The organism is Mycobacterium sp. (assembly GCF_035633495.1).
Classification (GTDB): Bacteria; Actinomycetota; Actinomycetes; order Mycobacteriales; family Mycobacteriaceae; genus Mycobacterium.
In genome coordinates this window covers 1-11,963 of record NZ_DASQEU010000151.1, presented here as the reverse complement: position 1 = coordinate 11,963, position 11,963 = coordinate 1, and the positions used below count along the sequence as shown (strand labels likewise).

General features: G+C 65.5%; 11 protein-coding genes and 1 pseudogene. 8 read left to right on the top strand and 4 right to left on the bottom strand.

What is annotated here, in order from left to right; genetic code table 11:
* Nucleotides 1–260: metal-sensitive transcriptional regulator (locus tag VET27_RS22760; RefSeq protein WP_526521870.1), on the bottom strand; the 260-nt coding region annotated here is incomplete at its 3' end.
* A gap of 105 nt (nt 261–365) precedes the next feature.
* On the opposite strand from VET27_RS22760, the gene VET27_RS22755 reads away from it, so the two are divergent.
* The 4 genes from VET27_RS22755 (at nt 366) to ripC (ending at nt 4,598) form a co-directional block, all read left to right on the top strand.
* Nucleotides 366–755: an ArsR/SmtB family transcription factor gene (locus VET27_RS22755; RefSeq protein WP_526521869.1), complete on the top strand. Its 390-nt coding sequence runs from the start codon at nt 366–368 to the stop codon at nt 753–755.
* Nucleotides 752–1,783 (top strand): cation diffusion facilitator family transporter, encoded by a 1,032-nt coding sequence (locus VET27_RS22750; protein ID WP_526521867.1) that lies wholly within the window; start codon nt 752–754, stop codon nt 1,781–1,783. Before VET27_RS22755 ends, VET27_RS22750 begins: the two co-directional genes overlap by 4 nt.
* A gap of 635 nt (nt 1,784–2,418) precedes the next feature.
* Entirely contained in the window at nt 2,419–3,432 is a 1,014-nt protein-coding gene (locus VET27_RS22745; RefSeq protein ID WP_526521866.1) for a L,D-transpeptidase, read from the top strand.
* Between the two features lie 59 nt (nt 3,433–3,491).
* Nucleotides 3,492–4,598 (top strand): peptidoglycan hydrolase RipC, encoded by a 1,107-nt coding sequence (gene ripC / locus VET27_RS22740; RefSeq protein ID WP_526521865.1) that lies wholly within the window; start codon nt 3,492–3,494, stop codon nt 4,596–4,598.
* A gap of 313 nt (nt 4,599–4,911) precedes the next feature.
* On the opposite strand, the gene VET27_RS22735 is transcribed toward ripC, so the two are convergent.
* A complete protein-coding gene (locus VET27_RS22735) occupies nt 4,912–5,229 on the bottom strand; it encodes a hypothetical protein (protein ID WP_526521864.1) in 318 nt (105 codons plus the stop codon).
* 1,206 nt (nt 5,230–6,435) lie between these two features.
* Here VET27_RS22735 and lpqS point away from each other — a divergent pair.
* The 3 genes from lpqS (at nt 6,436) to VET27_RS22720 (ending at nt 9,321) form a co-directional block, all read left to right on the top strand.
* Nucleotides 6,436–6,840: a putative copper homeostasis (lipo)protein LpqS gene (gene lpqS, locus VET27_RS22730; protein ID WP_526521863.1), complete on the top strand. Its 405-nt coding sequence runs from the start codon at nt 6,436–6,438 to the stop codon at nt 6,838–6,840.
* A gap of 112 nt (nt 6,841–6,952) precedes the next feature.
* The gene (locus VET27_RS22725; RefSeq protein ID WP_526521862.1) at nt 6,953–8,062 is read left to right on the top strand and encodes a PLP-dependent cysteine synthase family protein; all 1,110 of its coding nucleotides are present in this window, start codon (nt 6,953–6,955) and stop codon (nt 8,060–8,062) included.
* The gene (locus VET27_RS22720) at nt 8,062–9,321 is read left to right on the top strand and encodes an MFS transporter (RefSeq protein WP_526521861.1); all 1,260 of its coding nucleotides are present in this window, start codon (nt 8,062–8,064) and stop codon (nt 9,319–9,321) included. Before VET27_RS22725 ends, VET27_RS22720 begins: the two co-directional genes overlap by 1 nt.
* Before the next feature lie 312 nt (nt 9,322–9,633).
* On the opposite strand, the gene VET27_RS22715 is transcribed toward VET27_RS22720, so the two are convergent.
* Nucleotides 9,634–10,257: a DUF305 domain-containing protein gene (locus tag VET27_RS22715; protein WP_526521868.1), complete on the bottom strand. Its 624-nt coding sequence runs from the start codon at nt 10,255–10,257 to the stop codon at nt 9,634–9,636.
* 662 nt (nt 10,258–10,919) lie between these two features.
* Between VET27_RS22715 and VET27_RS22710 the strand changes: the two genes are divergently transcribed.
* The gene (locus tag VET27_RS22710) at nt 10,920–11,759 is read left to right on the top strand and encodes a F510_1955 family glycosylhydrolase (RefSeq protein WP_526521860.1); all 840 of its coding nucleotides are present in this window, start codon (nt 10,920–10,922) and stop codon (nt 11,757–11,759) included.
* Here the strand turns inward: VET27_RS22710 and VET27_RS22705 are convergent.
* Nucleotides 11,735–11,963 (bottom strand): annotated as a pseudogene (locus VET27_RS22705) (hypothetical protein); the annotation flags it as partial. The gene VET27_RS22710 and the pseudogene VET27_RS22705 sit on opposite strands and share 25 nt — an antisense overlap.

Here is an 11,963-nt window from a genome sequence, read left to right as displayed (position 1 = left end):
GCTAGAAAGAGCTTTTCAAGTTCGGCCTCGGTCATCGGTTGGGCGTTCTCCGGCGTCTCGCCGGTCAGGCCCTGCCGCAGACCGATGGCGACGATCTTGAACCTGGACTTGTCCCGAGCGCGGGATGCCGCAGCGAGCTGGGTGACGACGTCCTTGCAGTCGCGGCCCTGCTCGATCTTGGAAATCACCCCGGCCAACTGACCGTGTGCCCGACGGAGTCGGTTGAGCACCACAGCAATAGCCTCGTCGTCACCGACCATCTTGTACGCCGGTTGTACCGGTGGGGGTATTGGCACCTTCGACCACAGTGCCCCAGGGGGTATCTGATGGGGAAGGCGGCAACTTCTCTAAGCTATTATCTGCGTATGAACGCAGTTAATGAGCCGTTGGCTGACGACGAAGTGCGCTTAGTCGTCGAAGTGTTCCGGATGTTGGCAGACCCCACCCGGGTTCAGGTTTTGTGGGCGCTGGTGGATCAGGAGCTGTCGGTCAACCAACTCGCCGAGACGGTCGACAAACCGGCGCCGTCGGTGTCCCAACACTTGGCGAAGCTACGCATGGCCCGGCTCGTCCGCACCCGCAGAGAGGGGACCACGATCTTCTACACACTGGAAAACGAACACGTGGGCCGCTTGGTGACCGATGCGGTTTTCAACGCTGAGCACGCCGGTCCCGGTGTCCCGGGCCATCATCGCGGCGACCGAGACCTGACATCGCTACCCTTTCGCGAAACCCGAAAGGCGACCAGGTCATGAGCCACGACGACAGCGGGGCCGCCGAGCACGTGCACGATTCTGGGCATAGCCACGACCAGGCCGACCAGGACCATCCTTCGGGCCTACGGGGGGTATTGCGTGAGATTTTCGCCCCACATAGCCACGACTCGGCCGACAGTGTCGACGGTGCGCTGGAGTCCAGCGCCATCGGGATCCGGGCGGTCAAGATCAGCTTGGTCGCGTTGGGCATCACGGCCGCGTTCCAAGTGGTCATCGTGATCATCTCGGGGTCGATCGCCCTGGCCGCCGACACTATCCACAACTTCTCCGACGCGTTGACCGCGATCCCCTTGTGGATCGCGTTCGTCGTCGGGCGCCGCGCTGCGACGAAGCGGTATACCTACGGATACGGCCGCGTTGAGGACCTCGCCGGGCTATTCGTGGTCCTAATGATCGCGTTTTCGGCGATCATCGCCGGTTACGAAGCGGTCCGGCGGTTGATCAACCCCGTCTCGATCGACAACCTGGGCTGGGTCGCCGCCGCCGGGGTGGTGGGGTTCCTCGGCAACGAACTCGTCGCCCTCTACCGGATCCGGGTCGGCCGCCAGATCGGGTCGGCGGCCCTCGTCGCTGATGGTCTGCACGCCCGCACCGACGGATTCACCTCCCTGGCAGTGGTCTTGGGCGCCGCCGGGGTCGCACTGGGTTATCCCTTGGCCGATCCGATAATCGGCCTGCTGATCACCGTCGCGATCGTGGCAGTGCTGCGCACCGCGGTGCGTGATGTGTTCCGGCGACTCCTCGACGGCGTCGACCCTCAGCTCATCGACACCGCCGAACACGCCCTCGCGCAGGAACCCGGCGTGGTGGGGGTTCGCAGCGTTCGGATGCGGTGGATCGGGCATCGACTGCACGCCGACGCCGAACTCGACGTCGACCCGGACGCCAGCCTCAACGACGCCCACCGAGTCGCGCACCACGCCGAACACACCCTGACCCACGTGGTCCCGAAGCTGTCGACCGCGCTCATCCACGCCTACCCGGCACAACCGGATGAGGACACGTAACCGCCGCCCTCACCGGGACATTGGGGCGATCGAACGCTCGGGCGATGCTGCAGACGAGCGGTCGCCTGAGCGTTGATCCTGCTCCACTCGTTGACCATGACCACCTCGGCCGACCGCCTCGACGTCACGGGCGCCGACGGGGCTAGATGACCGGTGTGGCCGCCTGCGCGGGCGGGCGGGCGTGAGGGGGCAACACGCTCGCAGCACTCGCGTTCCCATCCAGCCGGCTCGCCGACAAGTGACCGACACGCCGAGTGGCACCCTGTGTCGCCGGGATGCGCTACCGAACCAATCGAGGGCCGTTGAGCTACGCGTCCGTTGGGTAGGTTTCGGCGATCCGCCAATGGACAGCGAAGCTGCCCGCAGATCACGCGCAACGCTGATGAACATCGGCGGCAGGAGTCGTGAGGGCGCAGTCAGAGGATCCACTATCTTGCAACGTACTGTTCAAGTCAGTAGGTTCTTGGTCACGGCCCGGCAACGAAACGGTCACGACCATGGATCCTGAAATGTGCGCCTGCTGCGAGGCAGTGGCCTCTGCGATGCAGACGTGCTGCCCGCCCGTGCCGATTCCGCCACCGATTTAGGCGATTTACGCAACCGATTAAGAGCGAAGCTTGTACTGGAGGTAAGGGATGCCGCGATGGGCTCCTGCGGCGTTTACTGGCGCAGTGTGCGCGGCCGGGTTGATCGTTGGCAGCGCACCCGCCATAGCCGACCCGGACACGATGCCAGACGACCCGACAATGGTGGACGTATCGGCCGAACTGGCCGCGCCGGAGCCAGGTCCTGCTGGCCTCCAGGTTCTGCCGCCGCTCGCCTTCCCCTTGGCGCCACCACCGGCTGGCCCGTTCCCTCCGCCGCCGGCTGACGCGCTGGCCGCACCCGCGGGGGTCACTCCCGAGGGCACGCCGGTCGGGCAGAACCCCACACCGTTTACCGGGCAACCGCCGTTCCTGCCGCCGTCATTCAACCCGACCAACGGCTCCATGGTCGGCGTCGCCAAGCCGATCTACATCAACTTCCAGCGGCCGATCGCCAACCGGTCGATGGCCGAGCAGGCGATCCACATTTCGTCGACCCCGCCGGTTCCCGGCAAGTTCTACTGGATGAGTGACACGCAGGTGCGCTGGCGGCCCATCGACTTCTGGCCGGCGAACACCAACGTCAACGTCGACGCGGCCGGCACCAAATCGAGCTTCAGGACTGGGGATTCGCTGGTGGCGACCATCGACGACAAGACCCACCAGATGGAGATCGTGCGTAATGGGAAGCTGGAGAAGACGTTCCCGGTGTCGTTGGGCAAGAAGGGCTACGAAACCCCGAATGGCACCTACTACGTGCTGGAGAAGTTCGCCGACCTCGTAATGGACTCCTCGACCTACGGGGTGCCCGTCAACTCCCCGGAAGGCTACAAACTGAAGGTCCAGGACGCGGTCCGGATCGACAACAGCGGCATCTTCGTGCACGGCGCGCCGTGGTCAGTAGCCGACCAGGGCAAGCGAAACGTCAGCCACGGCTGCCCCAATCTCAGCCCGGCCAACGCGCAGTGGTTCTTCGACAACTTCGGTAGCGGTGACCCCGTCGTCGTGAAGAACTCCGTCGGCACGTACAACCAGAACGACGGCGCGCAGGACTGGCAGATCTAGTGCAGTTCATTTCACAACGGCCCGCGCCCAACCCCCATGCACGCGTCAGGTTTCATCGAGTGGCAACTGCGCTGCGGCGGCTCTGCATCGGTCTGGTGGCGATCCTCGCCGTGTCCACGGGTGCCATCGCTGCCGACGTGCGAGCCGATCCCGCGGCGGACGCATTGGCACAACTCAACGAACTGTCGCGACGGGCTGAACAGACCACCGAAGCCATGCATTCGGCACAGCTCAGCCTCACCGACAAGTTGGCTGCGCAAGACACCGCGGAACGACAGCACGCCGACGACCTGGCCGCTGTCCAAGCCGCGCAGACCGAGCTCGCCACGTATCAGCTCGCGGTCGACAAAGTTGCCGCCAGCGAGTATGTGGGTGGAGCTACCGGCGGGCTCACCGGCATCTTGACGGCGAACTCGCCGCAACAGCTGATCGACCAACTCGCCCTGCAGAACGCGATGGGCACTGAAATGACGACGACGATGGCCCGCTTCCGCGATGCGCGCCGACGAGCCGACACCGTCGAACAAGCGTCGGCCACGTCGGCTGCCGAGGCACGCACCGCCGCAGAGCAGGCCGCGGCCGTCCGCGCCGAATTGCAAGCCAAGCAAAGCCAGCTAAAGGCGCAGATCGCAGCAGTCAAATCCCAGTACGACGCGCTGACCCCCGACCAGCAGGAGGCGCTGGCCGCTTTGCCGCCCCCTGTGGCTGCGCCGGCGCCAGGACCCGACGTGCTGGCCGGCGGCGACACCGCACCGCCCATCGACGGCGCACCAAGGGACGACCCCGCCCTTCCCGGCACAGTTCCCGACGCTGGCCAGGACACCGGTAACGCCGCCGTGGTTCAAGCGGCGATGACCCGCATCGGATCCCCCTATTCGTGGGGCGGCTCCGGACCGAACGCCTTCGATTGCTCGGGCCTGATCATGTGGGCCTTCCAACAGACCGGCAGATCGTTGCCGCACTCAAGCCAGGCGCTCGCCAGCGGCGGCCAAGCCGTCGCGCGACCCGACCTGCAACCCGGCGACATCGTGACCTTCTACTCCGATGTCTCCCATGCCGGGATCTACATCGGAGACGGAATGATGGTGCACGCCTCGACCTACGGCACCCCAGTTCGCGTGGCGCCCGTGGATTCGTCGCCCTTTCACAATGCCCGCCGCTACTAGTGCCTCGCGTGCACCGAGTACTGAAAGCCGCAGGTCGGGCCACCCCGACGCAGGCGATCTGACACAGAATCAGCGATGCACGGAATTACTGGTCGGCTACGGCCAGCGAAGCATTTAGGTCTGACTCGCATTGGCGCAGCGGTCTGGGAGACGAGGCGTGGCTCGAGGTTGGCCGGCATCGAACACCATGCCCATCCGGGCGAAGTCGATCTGACACTCCACCCCAGGATCTCCATCGGCCACCAGCACGGTGCCACCCCGGCCGCGATACTCGGTGCGCTCAGCGCATAGCGGTGCAGCGTACGCGGCGGCACTACCACACCCTGGCGGGCCAAAGGTCTCCGATCTTGACCACCGTCAAGCCGTCCTTGACCCATCGGCTGATGCGATCATGTTTGGCGCACAACGCTTCCCATGCAGTCCCGTGGCCCTGCGGGCGGTCCGGGCGCACCGCAGCCACCACCATGCCGATCGACTCGTCGTCGAGTTGGCAGACACCGCCGTCACGATCGAACCCCGCCATCACCGCCGCAGTCACGTAGCGCCGCGCGGTCTTGCGGTCCACCCCTGCCTGCGCGCCCACCGTCCGAAACCCCGAACCGGCCAGCCACGCCCTCAACACTTCACGCACTTCGATGACCGAAACCTCCCGATACATCCAGCGGACCCCTTCACATCGATCGACGTGAAGCGATCCGACCCAGTCATCGAGCGGCCCCCGGCGCGACACGCCGGGTGGTCCCATTACTGGCGAACGGGTGGTCCCATGACCGTGGCTAAACCCAGCTCAAACCGGTCCCATCACCGTTGCGCGTGACAGGCTTCGCGCCGGCGCCCTGTCCCGATGTGCGTTTCCACCCAGCTGGGCGGGCCCTTCAGCGCCCATGGTGCAACTTCGCCAATCCAGCAGGCGAGTATCCGCCGCGAAGGCGTGGCCGCAGAAAGGTAATCAGCCGAAAGCCTTTCGCGGACTCGGGAGACTTAAGTGGTCCTTATCGGCAAACGCGAGGCATCGGCGTGAGCCGCCGAAGTAACGCTGAAAGTCAGGCCGGCTCCTCGCTTGAGCCGGCGTCCTCAGAGCTTCGGTTGAGTCGGTGGTGATGGTTACCCTTGAGCCGCGGCAAACCAAGCCGTCTGCAGATCGGGCGGGTCGATGAGACTTAGGACCTTTTACACGCGGTTCTTCCGGTCGTTCAACTTCGACTACCTGCGCAAGAGCCGGGAGGACAGCACCGCCACGCCGGACCCTTGGGACGTGGTCGGGGGAGCATGCCGGGTATCGATGCCGCGCCGCTGTGACACACATCCTGCATGCCCAACCTGTGAACTGCGTTGTCAAGTTAGCTGACTAGTACCATCCGTCGCGGAGATGTCCGCTTCGAGCACCTGCCCACCGACGGGTACGGGTGATCCGAAGCCTGCCTGGCGGCGCGAGAGGATGTTGTCTTCAGGGTTGCCGAGGAGTTTGATCGAGCGGCCAACACAGGCCGAATGCTGGTGACAGTGTGGTTACTGGTACCGGTGTGATGGCGGCGGAGCTATGCCCTAGAGCGGCAGCCGAGCAATCGTTGGACCGTCGGCGGCAGCGACCACACGTGCGGACACGTACTACGTATCAGAACAGTAGTTGACCTGCACGGACGGTTACGGTTGTCCGCGCCGACTCGGGAAGATCACGAAATGACTTGCATCACACCGGCAATCGACGCACACGACACATCGGTACGTCCGCGGCGCTCGCGCGGCGTGAACGCCGCATCGCGACTGCATAACGACATGGAGTCGACTTGGCCGGTCACCGGGGGTGGACGCAGCAGCTGCTACTGTGGGCGACATTGTGAGGTACAAAGACGCCCCCGCGAAGAAGCGACTGCAATCGGCGATAGCGCTGACGGTTGTGTTCTGGGTGCTGCTCGTCGGCGGTGAGGCGGCGTTGCCCTGGTCGGAGGGTTCGGAGGACCATACGCCTCACACCGTCACCACGGGGCTGGTTGATGAGTTTGCTGTCGTGGTGGATCACCCGCATATCCAAGCGTGGTCGGCCGTGTCGCCGGACACCTTCGCCACCGGGGTGTTGCCCCGGGCGGCCACACTGCTGATCGTCTTGGGGCTGGCCGTCGCGGGAGCCTGGATGTACCGCGACCACGGGGTCCGGGTGACGGTGTGCGGCCCACCACCAGGCCAGGCCTCAACCCCGTCGGGCCGCCAATTGCTGACCCGGCTCTGCATCGCGCGACGCTGATCGGGCAGCCGCCAGACTGACCGCGCCCACACGGGCACGGCCCGGTCGACCGCTGCCCATTTTCAGCTGCCGCGAAGCCACATCGCGGCTCCGATGCAGAAAAGACACCCATATGACCGATGTTCTGTCCGTTCATTCCTCTGATCTTCATTCCTTGCGACACCGCGGCCTGGGCCGAAACCATCGGCCGGGCACGATGGTGGGCCACACCCCGGTGCTGCGGATATCGGCGCCATTCAGCGATGATGCGCGCGGTTTCTGGGCCAAGCTGGAGGGATTCAACCCCGGCGGCATGAAAGACCGGCCCGCCATGCACATGGTTGAGCGGGGCCGGGCCCGCGGCGATCTGCGTCCAGGCGCTCGGGTCGTAGAATCCACAAGCGGGACACTAGGTTTGGGGTTGGCCTTGGCCGGCACCGCCTACCGACACCCGGTCACCCTCGTCGCAGACCCGGGGATGGAACCGATCATGCACCGGATGCTTTCGGCCTACGGTGCTGACATCGACGTGGTGACCGAGCCGCATCCGCAGGGCGGCTGGCAGCAGGCCCGCCGCGACCGGGTGGCAGAACTGCTGTCCGCCCATCCACACGCCTGGCATCCAGACCAGTACAACAACCCCGACAACGTGGAGGCATATCAGGGGCTAGCGCTGGAGTTGGACGCCCAACTCGGCCATGTCGACGTGCTGGTGTGTTCGGTGGGCACCGGCGGTCACTCCGCCGGGGTGGCCCGGGTGCTGCGCGAGTTCAATCCGGATCTGCGGCTGATCGGGGTGGACACGGTGGGATCGACGATCTTTGGGCAGCCTGCCGCCGGCCGCCTGATGCGTGGACTGGGTTCGAGTATCTATCCGCGCAACGTGGACTACGACGCATTCGATGAGGTGCAGTGGGTGGCCCCGGCCGAAGCGGTGTGGGCGTCTCGCACCCTGGCGGCAACCCATTACGCCAGTGGTGGGTGGAGCGTGGGCGCGGTAGCCCTGGTCGCCGGTTGGGTCGCTCGCACCTACCCGGCCGACATCACGATCGCCGCCGTGTTCCCCGACGGGCCGCAGCGCTACTTCGACACCGTCTACAACGACGAGTATTGCCACCAGCACGGCCTTCTCGAAGGGCAACCGCCGGCTGAGCCCGGCGTCGTCGCGACCCCGACTGAGCGGGTCGTCACGTCCTGGACACGGTGCCTCAACGTGCTGGATCCGGTGGGAGGCGCCCGCTGATGGGTGGGGTCAGGCAGTTCGCCAGCTTTGGCTGGCCCAGTCGAATGCTGATGGTCAACCAGTTTGGCATCAACCTCGGGTTCTACATGCTGATGCCGTATCTGGCCGGCTACCTGGCGGGACCGCTCGGCCTTGCGGCCTGGGCGGTCGGCCTGGTTCTGGGCGTACGCAATTTCTCCCAGCAGGGCATGTTCATCATCGGCGGCACTTTGGCCGACCGGCTGGGCTATAAGCCGCTCATCGTTGCCGGCTGCCTGCTGCGCACCGCTGGGTTCGGGCTGCTTGTCGTCGCGCACTCGCTGCCTGCCATCCTTATCGCCTCAGCAGCAACGGGTTTCGCCGGTGCGTTGTTCAACCCGGCGGTGCGCGCCTACCTGGCCGCCGATTCGGGGCCGCGCAGGGTCGAAGCGTTCGCGATGTTCAACGTCTTCTACCAGGCGGGCATCCTCGCTGGCCCGCTGGCAGGGTTGGCGCTGATGGTGGTGGACTTCCGCATGGCCGCGGCCGTCGCGGCGGCGGTGTTCGCCGTCCTGACCGTGGCGCAGCTGTTCGCGCTGCCAAAGCACGGTACCGACCCGGCCGTCGAGAGGACCACCGTTCTCGAAGGCTGGCGCATCGTCGTGGCCAATCGATCATTCTTGTGGTTCGCGGCGGCGATGATTGGCTCCTATGTGTTGAGCTTCCAGGTGTATCTCGCCTTGCCCCTACACGCTGCAGTGCTCGCGCCCGATCACCAGTCACTGATCGTCGCTGGTGTATTCGTCGTCTCTGGACTGGTCGCAGTCGGTGGGCAGCTGCGGATCACCCGATGGTTCACCGCCCGGTGGGGGGCCGGACGATCATTGACGATCGGCATGACCATTCTGGCCGCAGCCTTCGTTCCGTTGGTGGTCGTTCCCGACAACGGGCGGTTCGGCACCACCTCGGCCATCGTGGCCGTGTTGGCATCGGCGGGACTGCTGGCAGTCGGATCGGCAGCGGTCTTCCCGTTCGAGATGGACACCTTGGTGTCGCTGGCGGGTAACCGCCTGGTGGCGACCCACTACGGGTTCTACAACACCATCGTGGGGGTAGGCATCCTGGCAGGCAACCTCGCCACCGGTGCGTTGTTGCAAGCCGCCCGTGACGCCGGGGCCGGCGAACTCCTTTGGGGTGGAATGGCTTTGGTCGGACTGGTGGCGGCGCTGGCTCTGCATCGCCTCGATCACACCGGCCATCTAGCGCCCCAGCTGGCACAAACCACACCGGTTCGCCGATGAGTCCACGCGATCAGATGCCATTGTGCGCGACGGGAACGGTCACCATTCAGGAGATGTGACCGGACTGTCGCGCGTCTGAGCGCCGCACCTCGGAGAGATGCCAGCAACCGTCCCACCGTTTGAGGGTCTGAAATGATCGGCTGCACAGTCGGATAGAACCGGGTCGTGATGTTCCTCAGCGACCCCTGAAAGACAGCAGTGCGGCCAATGTTTGCTCTCCGCCATCGTCAGGTGCGCGCGGCGTGTCTTACGCGGCGCTTTGTGGTCGCCGTGCTGTGGTGGCGAAAACCATTGGTAAATAAATACATTGGCCTATGGCCGAATAGCGATGATCGCCTGCGCCAGCTTTTTGGCGTCGGGGTTGGTGCCATCGCTCAGCTCGGTGTTGGCCATGTCGATGGCGCCGGTGTGGTGATCGATCATCATCTGCAGCCACATCCTGTCGAACGCCGCGCCCGACAGCCCGTTGAGCGTGGTCATCTGCTCGGCGGTCATCATTCCCGGCATCGTGTGACCCATGTCCATGTCGGCGGCGGGGGCCGGCTTGCCGAAGCTTTGCAGCAGCGTGGTCATCTGGTCCATTTCCGGGGCCTGGGCCTTCTCGATGTTCGCGGCCAAGGTGATGACCTGCTGGTTCTGGGATCGGCCCGCAACGAGCTTCGCCATGTCAACGGCCTGGGCGTGATGGGGATACATCATCTGCAGAAACATCACGTCGGCATCGTTGAAGTCGCTGCGCGTAGCGCTCGGGGCCGCCGATGCCGATGAGCCGCCGTGGTCCATTCCCGGCATCGATCCACTCATCCCGGGCGAACTGGAGGTGGTAGGCGAGGCGGACGTGCTGGAGGTGTTGTCGCTACACCCGGCGACCATTAGTGCTGCCGCGGCAGCGGCCACGGCGATGACGGTTTTGGCGGTGGTGCTGGAGGTGAACATTGTTGATTCCTTTGCGAATTGTCGAAAGAGGTGGATCAGGACAGGTGTCGACGCGTGAGCCCGCTCGCGACGAGCGGCCATGCGACTAGCGCCTGTCAGATCCGCAGAATCGACAGTTCGGAAAGGGTAGAGGACCGTCCAGGGTGGCGCGCGTTGACGGCGCCCGCAACGGCGGTGCAGCTGCAGGGGAATCAGTGTTGTACGGGTCATGCCGACCCAGCACAGCAGCGCCAGGCCCGTCACGAACGAGATGGCGGTCATGACGAACGCGCAGCCGTGCAGGCCGGTGTGCCGCTGGTTGCAGCTGTCGCCGTGACACGGCTGGTCAGCGGGGTCGGTGTGCCCGCCGCCCATGGCGTGGTGGTCGACGGCAGCGGATGGGCTGTGCACGGGGTCGTGTCCCAGCATTGCCGTGACGGCGTGCATGGTGACGATGCCCCCCAGCAGCGCCGTCAGCAGAAGCATCCGCGCTAGGCTGGCAGCGGTGTCGCGCTGCGCAGTCCGGCCATGCCGTCGTCATAGCCAGCGCCTGAATCGTCTCGGCCATATACGCCTGCGGGGTTGCGATGGGTTTTTGTGAGCAGTCGTAAGGTGGACAGGCGTTCATGACTTCGTCAACCGAGCCGGCGTCGATCGGTACAACCCGAAAGCAGTTCACACCAATGAAGGCCAACACCGCCGCCATTGTGATTTTGCTGTTGACGACTGTGGTGCTTGCGGCCTGCTCGCCGACCCTTGAACAGCAGCCGGGCGGCGCGGTTACGTCGACGGTCGCTTCGGTCACCCTCGACGCTCCGCTGACGCACCTGCACGGTCTGCACAGCGCCGCCGGGGGAACACTGCTGGCGGGAACCCACAGCGGTCTTTTCGCCATCGATCCTCAAACCGGCGCTACAGTGCGGGTCGGCGACTCCGATGACGACTTCATGGGGCTATCCGGCGTTTCGGGCACCGACAACCTGGTGTCCTCTGGTCACCCCGGACCTTCCAGTGATGCCGCCAACCCACTCGGTTTGCGTGCCAGCAGCGACGGCGGCCGCACCTGGGCGAGCCGATCGCTGTCCGGGCAAACCGATTTCCATGTGTTGGCCACCGACGGCAGTGCGCTCATTGGGTCCGACGGGCAGGGGCTGCAGGTCTCCGGCGACGGCGGAGCGACCTGGACGGCGGGTGCGGCGGTGCCGGTTGCCGCGCTGACCATCACCCCCGCTGGGGTATGGGCGGTGACCCCTGATGGTGTGTCACGAAGCACCGACGGCGGCCGCTCGTTCACACCAATGCCCGATGCGCCTGCGTTGGCGTTGATCAGTGGAGGCGACCGCGGAATGTGGGGGGTCGACACCGCCGGCTACGCCTGGTTCAGCCCGAATGGCATCACGTGGGAGAAGGCCGGCTATGTCGGCTCGGTGGAGGCGCTGACCTGCACTCCCGACGGCGCGGGCGTCGCCGCCACCAGCAGCGCCCTCTACCTCCTGGATCATCCCGACAGCAACGACGGCTGACGGCTCACCCCACCGAAAGGCGGACACCACGGCAGCTGGCCGGCCACGCGGTAGGCCGCGGGCCGGGCGGCCATGGCGTGCTGATGACTGCGCGACCGCAGCTTGCGCAGCGTCCGGCCGGAGCGCCGACCGGCCAGGACCGTCACCACGAGGGCCGTCCCGATCAGAGCGATCGCGATGGTCGCAGCAACGGGGCGCGCCATG

What these genes read in the sequence shown, in the direction of transcription:
- VET27_RS22755 (WP_526521869.1), top strand. Translation starts at nt 366, where the DNA reads ATGAACGCAGTTAATGAGCCGTTGGCTGACGACGAAGTGCGCTTAGTC.
- VET27_RS22750 (WP_526521867.1), top strand. Translation starts at nt 752, where the DNA reads ATGAGCCACGACGACAGCGGGGCCGCCGAGCACGTGCACGATTCTGGG.
- VET27_RS22745 (WP_526521866.1), top strand. Translation starts at nt 2,419, where the DNA reads ATGCCGCGATGGGCTCCTGCGGCGTTTACTGGCGCAGTGTGCGCGGCC.
- VET27_RS22725 (WP_526521862.1), top strand. Translation starts at nt 6,953, where the DNA reads ATGACCGATGTTCTGTCCGTTCATTCCTCTGATCTTCATTCCTTGCGA.
- VET27_RS22720 (WP_526521861.1), top strand. Translation starts at nt 8,062, where the DNA reads ATGGGTGGGGTCAGGCAGTTCGCCAGCTTTGGCTGGCCCAGTCGAATG.
- VET27_RS22715 (WP_526521868.1), bottom strand. Translation starts at nt 10,257, where the DNA reads ATGTTCACCTCCAGCACCACCGCCAAAACCGTCATCGCCGTGGCCGCT.
- VET27_RS22710 (WP_526521860.1), top strand. Translation starts at nt 10,920, where the DNA reads ATGAAGGCCAACACCGCCGCCATTGTGATTTTGCTGTTGACGACTGTG.